We start from the raw sequence: 19,224 nt of genomic DNA on the forward strand, positions 1-19,224 counted from the left end.
TGAAAAAGGGGAGGCAGAAGCCTCCCCTTCGGGTTGGGGCGGGTGCCGCATCGGCCCATCCGGGCCGCTGGCACTGCGCCCTGGCGGGGCTCAGAGCGCGCCGGCCGCCAGCAGCTCGCGCACGGTGGAGAGCTGCCGGCGCGAGACCGCCAGCCACTCACCACTGGGCTCCACGCGCACGGCCCAGGACTCCTCGCCCTCAGCCCCCTCCAGGGCATGGCGCTCCAGGGCGCGCACCGCCGAGGGCGCCACCAGCGCATTGCGGTGGATGCGCAGCACCGCCGCCCCCAGCCGCTGCTCCAGGTCCTGCAGCGAGTCGTCCAGCACGTACACATGCTGCCGGGTGCGCAGGGTCACGTACTTCATCTCGGCCTTGAGGTAGACCACCTCCTCCACCGGGATGCGCAGCACCCGGCCCCGGTCGCTCACCACCAGCATGGGCTGGTCGGTGCCCGACGCGGGCTGGGCCACCACCGGGCGCTGGCTGCGGGCGGCCACGCGCTGCAAGGCCTCCTGCAGACGGGCCCGGCGCACCGGCTTGGTCAGGTAATCCACGGCATCCAGCTCAAAGGCGGTCAGCGCATGCTCGGCATAGGCGGTGACAAACACCACCGCCGGCGACTGCGCTTGCGCCTTCAGGCGCCGGGCCAGCTCCAGACCGTCAAGTCCGGGCATGTGGATGTCCAGCAGCACGCCGTCCACCCGCTGGCGGGCCAGCGCGTGCAAGGCCTCGGGCACGCTGCCCGCCTCAGCCACCACTTCGGCCGGGGGGAAGGTGCAGTCTGCCACCAGGCTGCGCAGCCGCAGGCGCGCCAGCGGCTCATCGTCCACGATCATCAGGCTTAGGCGTTCCATCGCCTTTTGTCCTCCATCTTGTGCTCCCAACGTTGACGCAGCCGCGCCCTCACGACGCCGGCACGCTCAAACTCACGCGCCAGCGACCATCCTCGGTCAGGCCGCTGCGGAAATCCGCATCCAGGTCATACATCAGACGCAGCCGCTCGCGCACGCTCGCCATGCCGATGCCATGGCCGCGACGCGGCTCGCGATTGTCGCGAGGCAACGTGTTGGTCACGGAGATCAGCACCCGGTCACGCCGCCGGCGCGTCCGCACGTCTATCTTGCCAGGGCGGTCGCTGGGTTCCACCCCATGGCGCACCGCGTTCTCCACCAGGGGCTGCAGGGCCAGCGGCGGCAGCCGGGCGGTGCCAGCGGCCGGATCCAGATCCCAGCGCACCTCCAGGCGAGGGCCGAAGCGCAGCTGCTCAATGGCCAGATAGCGCCGGGACAGCACGATCTCCTCCTCCAGCGTCTTGGCCTCGTCCAGGCCGCCCAAGGCCGCGCGGAACAGGTCCGACAGGTCCTCCAGCACCTCCTCGGCCTGGCGCGGATCGGTTTGCACCAGGGTGATGGCGGTGTTGAGGGTGTTGAAGAGAAAGTGCGGCCGAATGCGGGTCTGCAGGTCGGCCAGCCGGGCTGCAGCCGAAACCGGCAGGCGCGCGCGTTGGCGGCCACGCTCCAACTGATAAACCAGCACCCCGGCCATGGCCCCGGCCAGCAGGCTGGCCAGGCCGGTGCCCGCGCCTTCGGCAGCCAGCCCCAGGCGGCTGAGCAGCACATGCATCATCAGGCTCAGGCCGCCGGCCAGGCCCCCCACCCCCGCCAGCTGCAGCCAGGGGGAGAGGCGGGACAGCGGAGCACGGAACAGGCACACCATCACCAGCCACAACAACGTGCTGGGCAGGGACTGCAACGAGGCCGCCGAAAAGGCGGCCAGCCAGTCCTGCAGCAGCCCGGCACCAAACAGCAGCCCCACGCCCACCAAGCCATGCACCAGCAGCACGGCGCGCAGCAGCGCCCCGTTGCCGCACAGCGGCAGGGCCCCTGGCTGCAGGGCATCCGGAGAGAGCACCACCTCGCGCAGGTCGTCGAAGAGGGTGCTGCTCACCGCGTCCGAACCTTGACGACGTCGACCAAGCATGGGCGCGATTGTGGCCCGGCCCGGGGATCGGCCCGCCGCACGCGGCGGCCGGCAGCCCCCTCCGAAGGACCGCTCCGTAGAATGCCGGCTCCGGTGCCTGCGCCGGCGCCGCCGGCGCCGCCGGCCACCCTCCCCCCTTTCCCGACACCCTTCCTGCACGGGCCGCCCCGTCGGTGGCCCTTCCCACGCCATGAGCAGCAACCAACTCGACAAGAAATCCCAGGCCTGGTCGGCCCTGTTCTCCGAGCCGATGAGCGAGCTGGTCAAGCGCTACACCTCGAGCGTGTTCTTCGACAAGCGCCTGTGGGCCGCCGACATCGACGGCAGCCTGGCACATGCCGACATGCTGGCCGCCCAGGGCATCATCGGCGCCCAGGACCTGGCCGACATCCAGCGCGGCATGGCCCAGATCCGCGGCGAGATCGAATCCGGCGCCTTCGAGTGGAAGCTCGAGCTGGAGGACGTGCACCTCAACATCGAAGCCCGCCTGACCCAGCTGGTGGGCGATGCCGGCAAGCGCCTGCACACCGGCCGCAGCCGCAACGACCAGGTGGCCACCGACGTGCGCCTGTGGCTGCGTGGCGAGATCGACCAGATCGCCGAGCTGCTGGCCGACATGCAGCGTTCGCTGGTGGCCGTGGCCGAGAAGAACACCGAGACCGTGATGCCCGGCTTCACCCACCTGCAGGTGGCCCAGCCAGTCAGCTTCGCCCACCACCTGCTGGCCTATGTGGAGATGTTCGCACGCGACGCCGAGCGCCTGGCCGACCTGCGCCGCCGGGTCAACCGCCTGCCGCTGGGTTCGGCCGCGCTGGCCGGCACCAGCTACCCGCTGGACCGCGAGCGCGTGGCCCGCACCCTGGGCTTCGAAGCCGTCAGCCAGAACAGCCTGGACGCGGTGAGCGACCGCGACTTCGCCATCGAGTTCACCAGCTTCAGCACACTGGTGATGATCCACGTCTCGCGCCTGGCCGAGGAGATCGTGCTGTGGATGAGCCAAAACTTCGGTTTCATCAACCTGAGCGACCGCTACTGCACCGGCTCGTCGATCATGCCGCAGAAGCGCAACCCCGACGTGGCGGAGCTGGCCCGCGGCAAGAGCGGCCGCGTGGTGGGCCACCTGATGGGCCTGATCACCTTGATGAAGGGCCAGCCCCTGGCCTACAACAAGGACAACCAAGAAGACAAGGAGCCGCTGTTCGACACCGTGGACACAGTCAAGGACACCCTGCGCATCATGGCCGAGATGATCGGCGGCGAGGTGGCGGCCGACGGCTCGCGCTCCGGTGGCCTGACCGTCAAGGCCGAGGCCATGGAGGCCGCCGCCCTGCGCGGCTACGCCACGGCCACCGACCTGGCCGACTACCTCGTCAAGAAGGGCCTGCCCTTCCGGGACGCCCACGAGGTGGTGGCCCACGCCGTGAAGGAAGGCCTGAAGGCCGGCGTGGACCTGGCCGAGCTGCCGCTGGCCACGCTGCAGGGCTTTGATGCCCGCATCGAGGCCGACGTGTTCGAGGTGCTGAGCCTGCGTGGCTCGCTGGGCGCGCGCAACGTGCTGGGCGGCACCGCCCCGGCCCAGACGCAGGCGCAGATCGCCCGCCACCAGGCCCGGCTGGCCCAGGGCTGAAGTCCCCGGACGGCGCCAGGACGAACCTGGCGCTGTTCCAACGGGCTGCGCCCGTCAGTCCTCCAGCTTGACCTGCTCGGCCACCAGGGTCACGCCGTCCCCGGCCCAGCGGCCGCGCACCTCGATGCGGCCGTTGAGCTTGAGGTCGGCCGGCTTGCCACTGGAGAAGCTGGCCTGCCCGTAGTGCACCGTGACGCCACGCACCACCAGGGTCTGGGCCACGGCATCCAGGGCACTGATGCGGCCCTCGATCTCCACCGCGCGGGGATCGTCGTCCTCACCATCGTCGTCGGCGTCGCGCACCTCCAGGCGTGTGGCCACCAGGACCCCGCTGGCCATGGCGCCTTCCACCTCCACCCGCATGCCGGCGGCCAGCACGGTGCCGCTGGGCGAGACACGGGCGCTGGCAATGTCGACCACCTGGCCGGCCAGGGTGAAGCGGCTGGCACCGGACAACGCCGAGACCACCCCTTCAAGCTCGACCTTGCGGCCGTCTGCCGGCCGGGTGCGACCCGCGCCTGCCGTGGTCACCAGCCAGCGGCCCGATGCGTCCGCCACCGTCTCGAGCTTCAGGCGCAGCAAGGCGCCCGCGGCCAGACCGGCCGGCGCGCTGACGTAGCGGAAGGTGCCGGCGCCTAGGGTGAAGGTCTTGGCGCCCTCCTCCACCGCCCCGACTGCCCCGCGCACGAAATACGCCGTCACCGCACCCGTCGGCAGCTCCACGCGCCGGGCCAGGTAGGTCCCGGCAGCCGCGTCATAGACCGCATGCACCACCACGACCTGACCGGCGGCCAGTGCCGACACGCCGCCAGAGAGGGCCTCGGCCCAGGCGGTGTCGCTGTTGATGCGCACGGTCTGTCCCAGGACCGTGAAGCGGCCAAGGGCCGCGTCTGTCGACTGCACCGGCCCCAGCAGGTCGGGGGCCACGGTCACCTTCTGCGCGGTGGCGGTCAGGGTGCCGCTGTCGATGGCGCCGCCATCCACCCGCACGACCATGCCCAGACGCAAATCACCGGCGGCCAGCACCAGACCATCTTCGTTCACGATGGTGGCCGCGCTCTCGTCGTAGTGCACACCGTTGACCACGATGGAGCCAAAGCCCGAGATCGAACCCTCGGCATAGGTGCTGGCATCGCCGGTGCCGCCCACCTCCACGCCGCCACCGCAGGCCACCACACCGGCCAGGGCCCCCAGCAGCAGCGCGGTCAAGCCCCACCGCCATCCGGCAGGGCGCAGCGCCCCGGCGGGCCGTGCCTCAGTCCACAAGCTCTTCATCGTCGTCACTCCCTGCGCCAAGGCTCGGCGCTGGCGGCTGCGGCGCGGCCAGGGCCGGCGCCTGATCGGCATACATGTACAGGCCCACCCTCAGGCGGTGCAGGGTATCGGCTCCCGGATCGTCCTGATCGATCCGGCGCTGCAGCTCAGGCACCAGGGCGCGGGCCAGCAGCCGCCATTGGGCCTGGATGAGGGCATGCATGTCAGCCACCGAGGCGGCCGACAAGCCATCGGCCTTGATGGCCTGTTCCAGGTGAGGGGGCTGACGCCCCTCCACGTTCTCCACCGCCGCCGCCAGGTGGGCCCCCACGTTGCTGCCCAAAAAGCCCAGCATGCGCACCTGGTCCTCCCGGGGCACAAAGGCGGTCCGCAGCAGCCGCACCTCGTCGCGCCCCTCGTCCAGCTCGGCCAGGCGCAGACCGACCAGGCCGTCCAGTAGGCTGCGCGGGTGCACGTCGCGGGTGATGGAGGCCGCCAGCGACTCGAAGCTCGGCGCGGGCCCCTGACGCTGCAAGGGCCGGGGCTGCCCCTGCCCGTCCAGGTACACCGGGTCGGTGGTCCAGCGGGCGAACACCTGCACCGGCGGCGACCGCCGCGGTTCGGCGGCCTGCAGGTCGGCCTGCACCAGGCGGGTCACCTCGCGCCGGCTGATGCCGGTGGCCGTGGCCAGGCGGCTGACCAGGCGGTGCGGCAGGGCCTGGGGATGGGCACGCAGGGCCGCCTCGCGGGCGGCCGCCACAAAGGCCACCTTGAGCTGCTCCTCCACGGTGCCGAAGTGCAGTCCCCTGGCCACCGCCAACCGAGCCAGCGGCGCCAGCACGGCCTGAACCGCCTGCAGCAGCGCCTGCTGTTCGGGGCTGCCGGCACCGGGTTCGGAAGGGGCGTCGTTCATGGCCTGCGGAGAAGAAAGGGCTGCACCGGCACCGCCGGGGCATGGCGGCTGGGGCCGGGCGGGCAACCAATGGGCGTTCTGCCCATTTTGCCGCAGCCGCAGTCCGCCCGCATCCGGTCGGCCCCGGCGCACGCCGGCCACCCGGTGCCGGCGTTCAGTCCTCCAGCGAGATCCGCGAGGCGGTGAGCACACTGCGGTCGGCTGCGACCACCCCCTTGACCTCCAGCGCCTGGCCACTGGCCTGCAGCGCAGCCAGGCTGTCGGCGCTGAGGCCGTCCTTCCAGACCAGGGCCGTGCTGGCGTAGCTCACCGTCATGCCCCGCAGCACGAAGGTCTGGGCGCTGGTGTCCAGCGCACTGAGCGTGCCGTGCAGCTCGAACTCGCGGCGCTTGCGGCCGCCACCGTGGTCCTCTCCCCCGCCGTGGTCGTCGTCGCTCCCGCTGTCGTCGCTACCGCTGTCGTCGCCACCCGCACTGCCGGTGCTGCTGCTGTCATCGAGCTCCACCTTGACGGCCACCAGCACCCCGCTGCTGAGCGTGCCCTCCACCTCCACCCGAGCCCCCAGCACCACGCCGGTCTGCCCATCGGGAAAGCTGGCGGCGCTGGCGTTGACCACCACGCCATCCACCTCGAAGGCGGTGGCCGAGGTCCAGGCGGTGATGGTGCCGTGCACATGGGCTTCGGACGCATCCGACAGGCTGCGCCGCCCCCCGACCACCCGGGACGCCACCCAACGCCCCTCCACCGCCGTGGTCTGCATCCGCACCCGCACCACATCGCCGTCGGCCAAGTCGGTCTTGACCGGGTTGGCGCTGGCGTAGCTGATCAACGCCCCGCCGATGGCAAAGGTCTTGGCCGTGGTGTCCAGGGCGCTGACCGTGCCGCGCAGGCGGTACTGGGTGGCCCCACTGGACTGCTCGACCCGCGTGGCGGTGATCAGGCCGGTGCCACTGTCGAGCCATCCGTGGACATGCAACACCGCCCCGAGCGTCCAGGTGGACAGGTCGGTGGACAGGGTGCTGTCCAGCAGGGTGTCGGCGGTCACCACCACGGTCTGCCCCAGCACCGTGACCTGGCCGGTGGAGGTGTCCACCGCCTCCAGCGGGCCCAGCAGGCCGTCGTCACAGCGGATGCGCTGGGCGCTGGCCCGGCCGCCGTCGTCCACCTTCCCGCCTTCCACGGTCACCACCACCCCCAGCTGCAGGGCGGCCGCGGACAGGCGCGTGCCGTCGTCGTCACGCAGGTCCGCAGCCGAATCGTCGTACCGGACCCCGTTGACGATGATCGAGCCAAAGCCGGTGATCGCCCCCATGGCCACCGAGCCGGCGGTGGTGGTGACCGGCGGCACCGTGGTGTCTGCGCCACCGCCGCCCCCGCAGGCCACCAGCGACAACAGCGACGGCGTGGCCGCCAGGCAGGCACCGGAGCGGGCGAGCCACTGGCGGCGGCTCAGGAAGGAAGCGGTCTTGGCGGTCGGTTGCATGGCAAGTCTCCTGCCCCGGACGGGGCGTGTGGCCCGGCCCCCATGGCCCGGTCATCATGTGATGTACTGTAAATGTGCATTGCGCACATTTCAATTCCCTAAGTTCTGGGGGCCGTGAAGAAAGTCCGTCAAAATACTGGCTATCCATCCAGCCCATGCCTGAACGCCGACTCATCGCCCACCTGGACATGGATGCCTTCTATGCCTCGGTGGAACTGCTGCGCTATCCAGACCTGCGGGGCCGCCCCGTGGTGGTGGGTGGCCGCAGCGCGCACCAGCCCGTCGACGATGGCCGGGGCGGCCGGCGCTATGCCACCCTGGCTGACTACACCGGCCGCGGCGTGATCACCACCGCCACCTACGAGGCCCGGGCCCTGGGCGTGCACTCGGGCATGGGGTTGATGAAGGCAGCACAGCTGGCGCCGCACGCGGTGCTGCTTCCCAACGACTTCCAGCGCTACCGCGAGTACTCCCGGCGCTTCAAAGCCGCCGTGGCGGAGCTGGCCCCGGTGATCGAGGACCGGGGCGTGGACGAGATCTACATCGACCTCAGCGCCGTCCCCGGCGCCCAGGACCCGGTGGGCCATGACCCGCTGGGCGGCGTACGCGCGCTGGCCCAGGACATCAAGAACAACGTCCGCCGCGCCACCGGACTGAGCTGCTCCATCGGCATCACACCCAACAAGCTGCTGTCCAAGGTCGCCTCAGACCTGGACAAGCCCGACGGCCTGACCGTGCTGACCCCACAGGATGTGCCCCTGCGCCTGTGGCCCCTGCCCGTGCGGCGCCTCAACGGCATCGGCCCCAAGGCGGCCGCCCGCCTGGCCGAACGGCAGGTCCACACCGTGGGCGAGCTGGCCCGCTGCGACCTGCCGTGGCTGGTGGAGCACTTCGGGCGCAGCTATGGCGCCTGGCTGCACCGGGCCGCGCGGGGGGAGGACGACCGACCCGTCGTCACCGAAAGCGAGCCGGTCTCCATGAGCCGCGAGACCACGTTCGAGCGCGACCTGCATCCCGTGCGCGACCGGAACCGGCTGACCCCACTGTTCACCCAGCTGTGCCAGCAGGTGGCCGCCGACCTGCAGCGCAAGGGCTACGCCGGCCGCACCGTGGGCATCAAGCTGCGTTTCGAGGACTTCCGCACCGTCACCCGCGACCTGACACTGGACCATGCCACGGCCGACGCGGCCGAGATCCGCCATGCCGCGGGCCTGTGCCTCAAGCGCATCGCGCTGGACCGCCGGCTGCGCCTGCTGGGCGTGCGGGTGGCCAGCCTGCAACGGGCTGCGCCCCTGGCGGCACCGCGCAGTGCGGCCCCGGCCCCGTCTGGCGCCCCGCGGACGCGACCACCGCCAGCGGCACAAGCCGCCCGGCCGCACACGCCCGACCTGTTCAGCGATCTGGACGGGTCGGTATCCGGGTTGGCAGGCGCCACAACCAGCAGGCCACTGCCGCACAACACAGCGCCGGCACCCAGTTCCACGGAAACTTCAGCGCCCAGCCGGTCCACAGACAGCTCAGGGTCATCATGACCGTGGCCAGCTGCTTGGCGCGCAGGGGTACCGCGCGGTGGTGACGCCAGTCATGCACCATCGGCCCCCAGCGGGGATGCGACAGCAGCCAGCGCTCCCAGCGGGCACTGCCCCGCGCAAAGCAGAACGCGGCCAGCAGCACGAAGGGCGTGGTGGGCAGCAGCGGCAGAAAAATGCCCAGCACCCCCAGCGCCAGCGCCAACGCCCCGCCCAGCAACCACAAGGGCCGCAACCAGCGCGAGGTGCTGAGCAGGGGCGGCTCATCGCCAGCCGGTGCCGCGGCGGGCGGTGCGCCGGACGCCGCGGCGCGCGTGGCGGAGGAGAGCATGGGATCAGCGGCCATGGCCCGATGGTAGCCAGCCCATTGCGCCCCCGGCGCCGGAACAGCAGGCCTGAGGGGGTCTTGATGCAGCGCAAGCCCGCACGCCGCCCGGGTCCACCCACGAACCGGAGGCAGTCCATGGCGGACAATCCCGCCTGTCCCGAACGCCACGACACGCCCGACATGCCCACGCTCACCTGGTCCTCCGCCCTGGCCCTGTCCCATCCGCAGATGGACGCCACCCACCAAGAGTTTGTCGACCTGCTGACCGCCGCCGAGAACGCCCTGGTGGCGTCCCACGAAGCCGGTCTGGCCGCCTACGAGGCCCTGGTGGTGCATACCATCGGCCACTTTGGCCAGGAGGACCGCTGGATGCAGGCCACCGGCTATGCCGCGGACAACTGCCACACCGGCCAGCACCAGCAGGTGCTGATGCTGATGCAGGAGGTGACCCGCCTGGCCCGTGAGGAAAACGACTGGGGTCCGCTGGAGCGCGTGCTGCCCGAGCTGGGCAAGTGGTTCGAGATGCATGCCCAGACCATGGACGCCATGCTGGCCTCGCACCTCGAACAGGTGGGCTACGACCCCGACAGTGGCTTCGTGGGCCATCCGCTCAACACCAGCCAGCCCGTCAGCGGCTGCGGGGGCAGCGGCCACAGCTGCGGCAGCGAGCCCGCCGGCCACACCGCCGAGACCGCCGCCGCCTGAACGCGGCGCTCCGCGCTTGCACGCCCCGCCCCCAGCCCCGGCAGCCCTGCCGGAGCGCCTGCCCTCGCTGGAGGCCCTGCGCGCCTTGGCGCTGGTGGGACGTCTGGGCAGCCTGGAGCGCGCTGCTGCCCAGCTGCACATCACCGCCAGCGCGGTGGCCAAGCGCCTGGCCACGCTGGAGACGCAGCTGGGGGTGGCCCTGGTGGAGCGTGGCCCCCGGGGCCTGAGGGGCCTGACCCCGGCGGCGCATGACTATCTGGCCCATGCCGGCCCCTTGCTGCAGCAACTGGCCGAGCTGCCCTGGCACCGCGCCGCCCGCGCCCTGCAAGCCCCGGTACGGTTGCGCTTGAGCGCCCCGCCCACCTTCGCCCGGCTGGTGCTGGTGCCCGCCCTGCCGGCCCTGGCCCGGGCCGAGCCGAACCTGGAGCTGGAACTGTTGGTTTCCGCCCCCTGGCGGGAGGAGCCCGCGGCCACCGCCGACTTGGCGGTACGTCACGGCCAGGCGCCTGAGCCGGCCCAGCGCCTGCTGGACGATGTGCTGCTGCCCCTGGCCAGCCCGCAACTGCTGCCGGCCGGCCAGCCCCTGGCTCAGGCCCGCGACCTGGACACCCTGCCTCTGCTGCGCACGCCGGTACAGGCCTGGCGCCCGTGGTTCCAGGCCGCCGGCCTGCATGCGGCCGAGCCCGAACGTGGCCCCCGCCTGGTCGATCTGGGCCTGGTGCTGGAGGCCGCCGTCGCCGGCCAGGGGGTGGCACTGATGCGCGCCTCGCTCGCCCGACGGGCGCTGCAATGCGGCGAGCTGCTGCCGGTGCTGGGGGCCGGCCACACCCCCTGGATCCCCGCCACCACCCACTACTGGCTGGAGACGCCGGCCACCGACCCAGGCCGGCAGCAGGCCCTCCAGGCCCTGGCCAGCTGGGTGCACCAGGCCAGCCGGCAGGCGGCGGCCCAGGGCCTGGAACAGGTTTCCGGCCCGGGCTGAAAAACTTTCCGCGCCGCCCTAGGGTCCACTCTCTAGCATCCCGGGCAGCTGGCGGTGGTGCGCACACCCCCGCCGCCCTCCCTCTTCCACCGGCAGCATGCCGGCCTTCTGGAGCGCTCCATGACCGTCATCACCTGCATCGAAGACCTGCGCCGGCTGGCGCAACGGCGTGTGCCGCGCATGTTCTACGACTACGCCGACTCCGGCTCCTGGACGGAGTCCACCTACCGCGCCAACGAAGCCGACTTCCAAGCCCTGCGGCTGCGTCAGCGCGTGGCGGTCGACATGGAGGACCGCAGCACCGCCGTGCGCATGGTGGGCCAGGAGGTGGCCATGCCGGTGGCCCTGGCCCCCACCGGCCTGACCGGCATGCAGCATGCCGACGGCGAGATCCTGGCGGCCCGGGCGGCGGAGGCCTTTGGCGTGCCCTTCACGCTCAGCACCATGAGCATCTGCTCGATCGAGGACGTGGCCGCCCACACCACCCGGCCCTTCTGGTTCCAGCTCTACGTCATGCGCGACCGCGGCTTCATCGGCGACCTGATCGACCGGGCCAAGGCCGCGCACTGCAGTGCACTCATGCTCACCCTGGACCTGCAGATCCTGGGCCAGCGGCACAAGGACCTCAAGAACGGCCTGTCCGCCCCGCCGCGGCTGACCCTGCGCAACCTGCTGGACATGGCCTCGAAGCCCCGCTGGAGCCTGGGCATGCTGGGCACGCGGCGACGCGGCTTCGGCAACATCATCGGCCACGTCAAGGGCGTGGACGATCTGGGCTCGCTGGGCGAATGGACCGCCCGGCAGTTCGACCCGCGACTGAGCTGGGACGATGTGGCCTGGATCCAGCAACGCTGGGGCGGCCCACTCATCCTCAAGGGCATCCTCGACGTGGAGGATGCGCGCCTGGCCGCCCAGACCGGCGCCCAGGCCCTGGTGGTGAGCAACCACGGCGGCCGCCAGCTCGACGGCGCCCCTTCGGCCATCGCCGCCCTGCCCGGCATCGCCGAAGCGGTGGAGGGCCGCATCGAGGTGTGGATGGATGGCGGCATCCGCAGCGGACAGGACGTGCTCAAGGCCTGGGCACTGGGGGCGCGGGGCACGCTCATCGGCCGCCCCTTCCTCTATGGCCTGGGCGCCCTGGGCCAGGCCGGGGTGACCCGCGCACTGGAGATCTTGCACAAGGAGCTGGACCTGACCATGGCCTTTTGCGGCCACCGGCGCCTGCAGACCGTGGGCCGTGAGGTGCTCTGGCAGGCCTGACCGCTTCACGGCAACCCTTGCCCTAGGGACGGACAAACCAAGGGTTAACCCTTAAATTTGCGCCTGTTTTCGGGCGGGGCGTGCAAACCCCCCGCTTCTTGGCGTTCTCCTGCGGCAAAGCTGACAGCAAACTGACAGTCTGGCGCAGCGGTCAGGCCCACCCGCCCGGACCCCCTGTCCCAAGCCCCTTTCAGGAGAACCGTCATGAGCGTCAACGAGCTCGCCGCCATCAAGGCTTGGCATGTGGCCCACCGCGGCCAGCGGCCGGTGGAGTACCACGTGTACGACCTGGTGCTGGCCCTCTGGCTGTTCGGTGCCCTGGGGGTGCCGGCCATGCTGATGCTCGACTGGATGCCCGCGGTGGCGGTGTGCGGCCTGTGCGCCTTCACCCCGACGGTGTACGTGGGCTGGCGCCGCCGCCTGCACCGGCAAGGGCGTGTGCGCTGCGACTGGCTTGACAGCCTGATCGACGACAGCCGCGCGCCGCCTCCCGCCGCCTGAGGCCCTGAGGGTCAGGCGGTGCCGCCTTCGGCAGGCGCCTCGCGCCACGGGCGCTCGCGGACCTGGCCACGGGCCAGCTGGGCACTGGCCGCCGCCAAGGCTTCCACCAGCGGCACGTCCACGGGCTGCGTCAGCCGCACCCGCAGATTGCGCGAACCCCGCCCAGTGCCCTCCAGCGGTGCCAGACCCGGCGGCAGCAGGCTGCCGTTGAGCACCTGCAGGTGGACATGCGCCTTGTGCGGCACCAAGGCCATGAAGACGACCTCGTTGACGCTGAAGACCAGATTGCCCCACTTCACCGCCTCCTGCACTTCGGGCACAGCCAAGCGCACGGCGCGCTGCAGCACCTCACAGGCCGGACGCTGAGCCGGCGACAGGAAATCGAACCAGGCGGCCACCAGGGCCTTGGGGCGGGCGGAGGACCTCATGGACGGCAAGGCCCAATCGCCCTGGGGCTGACCCGGCCGGTACACGAAGAGGTGGAGTTCATGGCGTCCGATTGTGCTGGTTTCCCCGGGCTTGCGCCATGCTGCAGGCATTGGCATGGCGCCTGCTGCCCGTAGGCCTGTCGAAGGGGCGTCTCAGGACAGTCCACCACGGCGTTCGCGGTGCTGGAAGATCTGCAGCGCCAGCCGGCGCAGGCGGTCGTGGCCACTGGCGTGGGCCAGGGCCAGGCAGTGACCGGCATAGCGGCGGTCGTAACGCAGCCGGGGCAGCTGGACCTCGTGGCCGACTTCCCGCATCCAATGGCGAAATCGCCAGAGCGAGGGATAGTCGGGCAGCGGATCGCGGGGCGTGGCGCGCCGGGCCGCTTGTTGGGCGTCCAGCCCCGCCAGCCAACCCCACAGCGCCGGGCTGGCGTCCGCCGCCTGTGCGTCGTGCACCGAAGATGCTTCCTCGATCGCGGAGAGATGCCGCTGCAACGGCGGCATTTCCAGCATGGTCATCGCGTCCCCCTGATGGCCTGAACGGACGTGGCCACGCGGCGACGCCCGGAGCTCATGGTGCAAGGCGGGCGGGGACGGCAATCGGAGGAAGCAAGGGGCGATCACCCCTCAACTCGGGCGCCAGAGGGCGCAGGCTCAGGTCTTGGGCAAGGTCACGCCGCGCTGGCCCTGGTACTTGCCGCCCCGGTCCTTGTAGCTGGTCTCGCAGACCTCGTCGCTCTCGAAGAACAGCACCTGGGCGCAGCCTTCGCCGGCATAGATCTTGGCAGGCAGCGGCGTGGTGTTGCTGAACTCCAGCGTCACATAGCCCTCCCACTCCGGCTCAAACGGGGTGACGTTGACGATGATGCCGCAGCGCGCATAGGTGCTCTTGCCCAGGCAGATCGTCAGCACATTGCGCGGGATGCGGAAGTACTCGACCGTGCGTGCCAGCGCGAAGCTGTTGGGCGGGATGATGCAGACATCGCTGTGGATGTCCACGAAGCTCTTCTCGTCGAAGTTCTTGGGATCCACCACCGAGCTGTAGACGTTGGTGAAGACCTTGAACTCCGGCGCGCAGCGGATGTCGTAGCCGTAGCTGCTGGTGCCGTAGCTGACGATCTTCTGCCCGTCTGCCGCAAAGCGCACCTGCCCCGGCTCGAACGGCTCGATCATGCCGTGCTCCTCGGCCATGCGCCGGATCCACTTGTCGCTCTTGATGCTCATGACTCAGCCTTTGGGAAAACCCGCGGGATTCTAGGAGGCCGGCAGGCTGAGGGCGTGGTTGTCCGGGCGCAGGCCCGCCGGCAGCGGCCAGGCCCGGGGAGTACCCTGCGCCGGTCCGCCGGCGCTGCGCGCCGGCGCGTCCCACGCCAAGGAGGCCTCGCGCCCCAGGGCCACGGCGGCGGCGTCGCGCGACGCGGCCATGGCGCAGCCCTCGGGCAGCGGCAGCAGGCTCTGCAGACCGCCTGCCAGGGTGAAGCGGGCCACCCCCCCAGCACGGGGCGCGCCCACCAGGAAGCCCTCGTCGGTGGCCAGCACGTCGCCGCCATAGCCGGCCAGGGCTCGGGACTGGGGCGCCAACTGCAGGGCCGTAGCGCCGGGTCGCAGGCCAGGCTGTTCCTCGGCCCCCGGCGCCGCGGCCGCCGGCAGCAGGGCCAAAAGCGGTGCGGCGGCGCGCTGGGCGGGGTCGTCATGTTCGGCCTGCAGGGCCACCCCCACCACGCCGCTGGCATGGCGGGCCAGATGGCGCAGCGACAGGCGTGGATCGGCCAGGCGCCATTGGGCCCGCAGGGTGCCGGTCAGGGGGTCCAGGCGGACCAGGCTGCTGTCCATGCGGGCCATGTCGCGGCGGGCGCGACCGGTTTCAGCCTGGGTGGGTACGCCCCCGTTGGCCAACAGCACGGTGCCACCGGGCTCCCAGAGCGCCTGGTGGGGATCGAGGCCGTGGGTGGGCCATTCCTGCTGCACCGCCAAGCTGCGGGCGTCGCGGCGCACCCACAGGCCCGCGCCGGTGTCTTGGTCGGCTTCGATGGTGAACACCGCCCCTTCTGCCGGCCCTGCCCCCGGCGGGGCCAGCAGCGCATGGCCGGTGAAGCGCCGGTCCGGCCCGGCCCAGTGCCATTGCGGCGCGGGCCCGCCCTGCGGCCACCAACGCAGCAGCCACTCGCCCGGGCGACGTGCACACACAAGCAGGGCGCCCCCTGCCTCGGCATACAAGCCGTGGGCACGGGTGGGCAGTTCCAGGCGTGGGCCCAACTGCCAGCCGCGGCCGGCCTCCCGCCGCAGCACGCCGACCCAGTGCCGGCCGTCGGCGTCGTCCCAGGCAGCGGCCCAGGCCTCAGCGGCGGGCACGGCCACGGTGGCGGCCACAGCCCAGGCCGGGGCCAGGCCGGATGCGGCCAGCGGCGCGGCCAGGCGCAACAGACCCCGGCGCGTCGGGCGTTGCCATGGCCGCTGGGGGGCCGGGGACGGCACAGACATGCAGCGCGCCCTTTCAGTCGCCGTCGGCGTCGGAGAAGCCGATGGTCACCTGCAGGGCGGGCGCGATCTCCTCGCTGGCCAGGCGCTGCAGGGCCGCCAGGCTCCGGCTGGCGGTCCGCAAGGCGGTAGGGCCAGGCGCGCGTGCAGGCACAGCGGCCAAGGTGCGGTCCACCGCCGCCACGGCCGCGCGCAGGCGGTCGGCCAGGGGGTTGAGGCCCTTGGCGCGCAACAGGGTCTCCAGCGGCACCAGGGCGGTGCCCGGGGCCGGCGCCACGGCCGCCTGGGCCACCGCCAGTTGGCGCAGGGCCAGCCAGCGGGCCATCCGGTCTTCGGTGCTGGCGCCACTCAGGGCGCGTGGCAGGGCGGGCGCGCCACTGGCGGACGACAGCGCCGGCCGCTCCAAGGCCTGCAGGCGCAGCTGTTCCAGACCGCCCAGCCATTGGTTGACGGCCTCGGCCACCCGCTCAGGGGTCTGGTCCTCGTCGGGGGGCGATGCCTGCCGCTGGGCAAAGCCCTCGGCCAGGGCCTGGGCCTCGGCACGCAGGTCATCGGCCAAGACGCGCCGCAGCCGGCAGGCACCGGCCGCCTGGGCGGAGGTCTGTGGAGATGTCTGCGCCTGTGGCGACCAGAGCAGCCACTCCAGCGCGGGCAGGCCGCGGGCGGCGCTGCCCACGCGGTCCATGTCCAGGGTGCCGGCGGCGGCAGCCTCCAGGGCCTGCTGCAACAGCTCGGGCCGCGTGGGCTGGAAGTCGATGCGGCGCGCGCTGCGCCGCTCCACCACCGGCCCCACGGCCGCGGCGGACAGGCGCGACCACGCCTGCAACGCCTGCCGCCAGGCCTCGCGCGCGGTGGCATCGGCCGCACAGTCAACGGCCAGGCGCTGGCGCAGGGCCTCGGCCCGAGCCAGGAAGTCGGCCGACCATGGGGCGAACGCATGCCGGTCCAGCATGTGGACGTACTGGTCGGGCGGGATGACGGGCACCGCTTCCCGACGCCAGTCGGTCTGCGCCCTGGCGGACAGGCCTGCGCAAAGGAGCACTGCGCCCAGCAGTCCGGGCAGGAGAGAACGCATCACAGGGACTCCACAAAGGCGACCAGGGCAGCGCGGTCGGCGGCGCTCCATTGCAATACCTGCTGCCGGGAGGCCTCGGCCTCGCCACCATGCCACAGCACCGCCTCCAGCACGCCATTGGCCCGGCCGTCGTGCAGCAGGCGCTGGTGGCCGTTGACGTCGCGCAGCAGGCCCACACCCCACAGCGGTGGGGTCTTCCACTGCCGGCCGTTGGCGGCAAAGTCCGGTCGGCCATCGGCCAGGGCGGGGCCCATGTCATGCAGCAGCAGGTCGGTGTAGGGCCAGATGCGCTGGCCCACGACCTTGGGGCTGGAAAAGCCTGGGAAGGGGGGCGCGGCAGTCACGTAACTCGGCCGGTGGCAGGTGGCGCACTGGGCCTGGGCAAAGAGGCGCTGGCCGCGCAGCACCTGGGGGTCCTGCGCCTGGCGGCGAGCGGCCGGGGCCAGGGTGGCCTGGTAGAAGACCACATCGGCCAGGGTACGGTCATCGATCTCCAGCGCCGGGCCGCCGGGCGCTTCGGCGCGACCGCCATGCGGCGCGGCCAAGCAGTCCTTTTGCGCCGGGGTGCAGGTCTGCTCGGGATGGTGGCGCGAGGTGATGCCGATGTCGCCCAGGAAGGCGCCGGCGGTTTGGTGCGCCAGGGTGGCAACGTTGGCCTTCCAGCCCAAGCGGCCCAGCATCATCTGCTGGGCGTAGTCGTCCCACACGCGGTTGGGCTGGCCCTTGATGGGCCCCGGCTGCGCGGCCTGTTCGGCGGCATTGCGTTCGATCTCTGCGGCGGGAATGGCCTCCAGCAGGCCGACGCCGGCCAACTGCGGCGCCACCCGGGGGCTGAGCATCAGATCCGGGGCGGTAGGGCCATAGCCCAGGTCGGTGAGCCGGTAGTGCGGCTGCCGCAGGGTGTAGCGGGTGCCGTCGGCAAAACGGCCGTGCACCGGCGTCCAGTGCATGGCCACCCGCCCTTCCGGGCGGACCCCGGGGATGGCGGCGTTGTTGAACTGGTCTCCGTAGACCGGATCAGGCACCACGCCCCCGTGGGCCCCCACGCCGGGCACCGACAGGCGGATCAGCAGCCCCACCAGGGGCTCATGGCGCGGCTGCAGACCGGCCCGGAAGTCCGGCGGCGCGCCGCGGCCGTCCTGCACATGGCAGCCCCCGCAGGAGCGGGCGATGAAGTGCGGGCCCAGGCCATCGCGGGCGGTGGTGGAGGCCGGTGCCTCCACCCAGTTGCGGCGGAAGAAAGAGTTGCCCACCGCAAAACGGGTGCGCTCATCGTCTTCCAGGGTGGCCAGGGGAAAGGAGAAGGCGTTGCGGCCGGTGGCGTAGACGGTGGCGTCCCCACCCGTCCGCTCCCCCAGGGGATCGTCCGCGGGCTGCGCCTGCAGCAGGGCGGCGGCGGCCAGCAGCCCCCCACCCAGGCCCACCCAGACCACCGGACGCAACGTGCGGTGCCGCACCGCCGAACGACGGCCGATCACGGTTTGACCAGGGTCAGGCGGGTGATGCCCAGGGCCTGGGCTGCGGCCACCAGGTCCTTGGACTGCTGCACCAGGCTCTGGATGGTGGCCTGCACGCGCTGACGGCCAGGGGCGTTGGCACCGCCCAGGATCTCCTGGTCAAACGGCGCCTGGATGGCTTGGGCGGCCGCCAGGGAGTCCTCGATCTGGCGTCCGGTGCGCGCGGCCAGCGCGGCATCGCGCCCGGCCACCAACGCCTGCAAGGAGGCCCCTTCGATCACGCTGCCGTTGGTGCGCACATAGCGACCCGTCCACACGTTGCGGATGCCCAGGGCGTTGGTGACGATGTCCCGATGGGTGTTGTCCGAGAAGCAGGAATGCTCGTCCTCCTGGTCCTGGGTGTTGAGCGCCACCTCCATGCGCTCACCGGCGAGCTCTCCGCGCGAGAGCGAGCCCAGGCCCACGATGATCTTGCGCACCGACTCCTGTGCGCCGGCCTCGAAGCGGCTGCGATAGGGCGCGCCCGGCTGCCAGGCGCGCACCAGGCTGCGCAGGTCGTCCACCAGCAGTTCGGTGATCACGGTCAGGGCCTGGCGACGGCGGTCGGCATTGGGCGCCTTGCCGTCGACGTAGTCCTCGAAGGAGCGCTGGCCGGCGCCATCGGCGCGCTGGTCCTGGCCCCACAGCAGGAACTCGATGGCATGCCAGCCGGCGGAGATGTTCTCCTCCCCCCCCCGCTCGTTCAGGCCGGCAATGCCCGCCTTGCTGATGACGATGCGGCGGTTGTTGATGAAACCCGCCCCGGGCTTGCCCTTGACGTAGTCGATGTAGGACTCGTCCAGCGGCCAGGCATTGAGCCGGCCCTCCGGGCCCTTGTCGTCGTCGATCGGGCCGCCGTAGAAGCGGAAGGCCTCGGTCTGGCCATAGGCCTCGCGAGCGTCGCGCCAGGCCTGGCGGGCAGCCTCCAGGCGCTCGGCCGACGGCTCGGCCACCAGGGCCAGCAGGCGCTGCTGCAGGCTCAGGGCCGCGCCCAGGGTGTCCTCGTACGTGGCATGGACCAGAACCGCATAGTGCCGGGCGACGGCGGCGGCATCCACCGCCTGGGCCGTGGTCGACGGTGCCACCGCCACGGCCTGCGCCTGCACCGTGCCCGCCAGCCCCAGCGCCAGTGCGCCCACGCCCATCCAACGGCCCCATTGCGTCATCGTGAATCTCCAGGAAAA

General features: G+C 71.8%; 18 protein-coding genes and 1 pseudogene. 6 read left to right on the plus strand and 13 right to left on the minus strand.

Annotated features, from left to right (window positions below; genetic code table 11):
* Positions 1-90: 90 nt before the first annotated feature.
* Together G3A44_RS10185 and G3A44_RS10190 are read right to left on the minus strand one after the other, a co-directional pair.
* Positions 91-855 carry a LytR/AlgR family response regulator transcription factor gene (locus G3A44_RS10185; protein ID WP_163457408.1) on the minus strand — a complete coding sequence of 255 codons (765 nt, stop codon included), beginning with the start codon at positions 853-855 and terminating at the stop codon, positions 91-93.
* Between the two features lie 49 nt (positions 856-904).
* A complete protein-coding gene (locus tag G3A44_RS10190; protein WP_239061791.1) occupies positions 905-1,981 on the minus strand; it encodes a sensor histidine kinase in 1,077 nt (358 codons plus the stop codon).
* A gap of 190 nt (positions 1,982-2,171) precedes the next feature.
* Here G3A44_RS10190 and argH point away from each other — a divergent pair, with 190 nt between their 5' ends.
* Complete coding sequence (gene argH / locus G3A44_RS10195) at positions 2,172-3,608, plus strand: argininosuccinate lyase (RefSeq protein ID WP_163457409.1); 1,437 nt, start codon at positions 2,172-2,174, stop codon at positions 3,606-3,608.
* A gap of 54 nt (positions 3,609-3,662) precedes the next feature.
* On the opposite strand, the gene G3A44_RS10200 is transcribed toward argH, so the two are convergent.
* The 3 genes from G3A44_RS10200 to G3A44_RS10210 all read right to left on the minus strand — a co-directional run bounded on the left by G3A44_RS10200 (position 3,663) and on the right by G3A44_RS10210 (position 7,258).
* A complete protein-coding gene (locus G3A44_RS10200; protein ID WP_163457410.1) occupies positions 3,663-4,883 on the minus strand; it encodes a DUF5666 domain-containing protein in 1,221 nt (406 codons plus the stop codon).
* Entirely contained in the window at positions 4,864-5,775 is a 912-nt protein-coding gene (locus G3A44_RS10205; protein WP_163457411.1) for a DUF6502 family protein, read from the minus strand. The genes G3A44_RS10200 and G3A44_RS10205 overlap by 20 nt, the downstream gene beginning before the upstream one ends.
* Before the next feature lie 154 nt (positions 5,776-5,929).
* Complete coding sequence (locus G3A44_RS10210) at positions 5,930-7,258, minus strand: DUF5666 domain-containing protein (protein WP_163457412.1); 1,329 nt, start codon at positions 7,256-7,258, stop codon at positions 5,930-5,932.
* Positions 7,259-7,413: 155 nt separating this feature from the next.
* Here G3A44_RS10210 and dinB point away from each other — a divergent pair, with 155 nt between their 5' ends.
* Complete coding sequence (gene dinB, locus G3A44_RS10215) at positions 7,414-8,790, plus strand: DNA polymerase IV (protein ID WP_239061792.1); 1,377 nt, start codon at positions 7,414-7,416, stop codon at positions 8,788-8,790.
* Here dinB and G3A44_RS24075 read toward each other — a convergent pair.
* Positions 8,738-9,337: pseudogene (locus G3A44_RS24075) on the minus strand (YbaN family protein); the annotation flags it as partial. The gene dinB and the pseudogene G3A44_RS24075 overlap by 53 nt on opposite strands.
* Here G3A44_RS24075 and G3A44_RS10225 point away from each other — a divergent pair.
* From G3A44_RS10225 to G3A44_RS10240, 4 genes are all read left to right on the plus strand, one after another.
* Entirely contained in the window at positions 9,251-9,820 is a 570-nt protein-coding gene (locus G3A44_RS10225) for a hemerythrin domain-containing protein (protein WP_239061793.1), read from the plus strand. The pseudogene G3A44_RS24075 and the gene G3A44_RS10225 sit on opposite strands and share 87 nt — an antisense overlap.
* Positions 9,821-9,836: 16 nt before the next feature.
* Positions 9,837-10,802, plus strand: a complete 966-nt coding sequence (locus tag G3A44_RS10230; protein ID WP_163457413.1) for a LysR substrate-binding domain-containing protein — start codon at positions 9,837-9,839, stop codon at positions 10,800-10,802.
* 120 nt (positions 10,803-10,922) lie between these two features.
* The gene (locus G3A44_RS10235) at positions 10,923-12,062 is read left to right on the plus strand and encodes an alpha-hydroxy acid oxidase (protein WP_163457414.1); all 1,140 of its coding nucleotides are present in this window, start codon (positions 10,923-10,925) and stop codon (positions 12,060-12,062) included.
* A gap of 204 nt (positions 12,063-12,266) precedes the next feature.
* Positions 12,267-12,563, plus strand: a complete 297-nt coding sequence (locus G3A44_RS10240) for a hypothetical protein (RefSeq protein WP_163457415.1) — start codon at positions 12,267-12,269, stop codon at positions 12,561-12,563.
* A gap of 11 nt (positions 12,564-12,574) precedes the next feature.
* On the opposite strand, the gene G3A44_RS10245 is transcribed toward G3A44_RS10240, so the two are convergent.
* The 7 genes from G3A44_RS10245 to G3A44_RS10275 form a co-directional block, all read right to left on the minus strand.
* Positions 12,575-12,991, minus strand: coding sequence for a DUF1801 domain-containing protein (locus tag G3A44_RS10245; RefSeq protein ID WP_163457416.1), 417 nt, complete (start codon positions 12,989-12,991; stop codon positions 12,575-12,577).
* Between the two features lie 153 nt (positions 12,992-13,144).
* Positions 13,145-13,510, minus strand: a complete 366-nt coding sequence (locus G3A44_RS10250) for a hypothetical protein (protein ID WP_163457417.1) — start codon at positions 13,508-13,510, stop codon at positions 13,145-13,147.
* A 135-nt stretch (positions 13,511-13,645) separates the two neighbouring features.
* Positions 13,646-14,215, minus strand: coding sequence for a dCTP deaminase (gene dcd / locus G3A44_RS10255; protein ID WP_163457418.1), 570 nt, complete (start codon positions 14,213-14,215; stop codon positions 13,646-13,648).
* A gap of 30 nt (positions 14,216-14,245) precedes the next feature.
* Entirely contained in the window at positions 14,246-15,472 is a 1,227-nt protein-coding gene (locus tag G3A44_RS10260; protein WP_163457419.1) for a DUF1513 domain-containing protein, read from the minus strand.
* A gap of 13 nt (positions 15,473-15,485) precedes the next feature.
* Entirely contained in the window at positions 15,486-16,544 is a 1,059-nt protein-coding gene (locus G3A44_RS10265) for an imelysin family protein (protein WP_163457420.1), read from the minus strand.
* Positions 16,544-18,022: a di-heme oxidoreductase family protein gene (locus G3A44_RS10270; protein WP_375138645.1), complete on the minus strand. Its 1,479-nt coding sequence runs from the start codon at positions 18,020-18,022 to the stop codon at positions 16,544-16,546. The genes G3A44_RS10265 and G3A44_RS10270 overlap by 1 nt, the downstream gene beginning before the upstream one ends.
* Positions 18,019-19,206 (minus strand): imelysin family protein, encoded by a 1,188-nt coding sequence (locus G3A44_RS10275; protein WP_163457421.1) that lies wholly within the window; start codon positions 19,204-19,206, stop codon positions 18,019-18,021. The genes G3A44_RS10270 and G3A44_RS10275 overlap by 4 nt, the downstream gene beginning before the upstream one ends.
* Positions 19,207-19,224: the final 18 nt, after the last annotated feature.

The sequence above is a fragment of the Ideonella livida genome, from assembly GCF_010499455.1.
GTDB lineage: Bacteria > Pseudomonadota > Gammaproteobacteria > Burkholderiales > Burkholderiaceae_C > Ideonella > Ideonella livida.

Coding starts and splice junctions, on each gene's coding strand:
- G3A44_RS10225 (WP_239061793.1), top strand. CDS start 9,251: ATGGCGGACAATCCCGCCTGTCCCGAACGCCACGACACGCCCGACATG.
- G3A44_RS10245 (WP_163457416.1), bottom strand. CDS start 12,991: ATGAGGTCCTCCGCCCGCCCCAAGGCCCTGGTGGCCGCCTGGTTCGAT.
- G3A44_RS10185 (WP_163457408.1), bottom strand. CDS start 855: ATGGAACGCCTAAGCCTGATGATCGTGGACGATGAGCCGCTGGCGCGC.
- argH (WP_163457409.1), top strand. CDS start 2,172: ATGAGCAGCAACCAACTCGACAAGAAATCCCAGGCCTGGTCGGCCCTG.
- G3A44_RS10265 (WP_163457420.1), bottom strand. CDS start 16,544: ATGCGTTCTCTCCTGCCCGGACTGCTGGGCGCAGTGCTCCTTTGCGCA.
- dcd (WP_163457418.1), bottom strand. CDS start 14,215: ATGAGCATCAAGAGCGACAAGTGGATCCGGCGCATGGCCGAGGAGCAC.
- G3A44_RS10205 (WP_163457411.1), bottom strand. CDS start 5,775: ATGAACGACGCCCCTTCCGAACCCGGTGCCGGCAGCCCCGAACAGCAG.
- G3A44_RS10240 (WP_163457415.1), top strand. CDS start 12,267: ATGAGCGTCAACGAGCTCGCCGCCATCAAGGCTTGGCATGTGGCCCAC.
- G3A44_RS10235 (WP_163457414.1), top strand. CDS start 10,923: ATGACCGTCATCACCTGCATCGAAGACCTGCGCCGGCTGGCGCAACGG.
- G3A44_RS10210 (WP_163457412.1), bottom strand. CDS start 7,258: ATGCAACCGACCGCCAAGACCGCTTCCTTCCTGAGCCGCCGCCAGTGG.
- G3A44_RS10200 (WP_163457410.1), bottom strand. CDS start 4,883: ATGAAGAGCTTGTGGACTGAGGCACGGCCCGCCGGGGCGCTGCGCCCT.
- G3A44_RS10250 (WP_163457417.1), bottom strand. CDS start 13,510: ATGACCATGCTGGAAATGCCGCCGTTGCAGCGGCATCTCTCCGCGATC.
- G3A44_RS10275 (WP_163457421.1), bottom strand. CDS start 19,206: ATGACGCAATGGGGCCGTTGGATGGGCGTGGGCGCACTGGCGCTGGGG.
- G3A44_RS10190 (WP_239061791.1), bottom strand. CDS start 1,981: ATGCTTGGTCGACGTCGTCAAGGTTCGGACGCGGTGAGCAGCACCCTC.
- G3A44_RS10260 (WP_163457419.1), bottom strand. CDS start 15,472: ATGTCTGTGCCGTCCCCGGCCCCCCAGCGGCCATGGCAACGCCCGACG.
- dinB (WP_239061792.1), top strand. CDS start 7,414: ATGCCTGAACGCCGACTCATCGCCCACCTGGACATGGATGCCTTCTAT.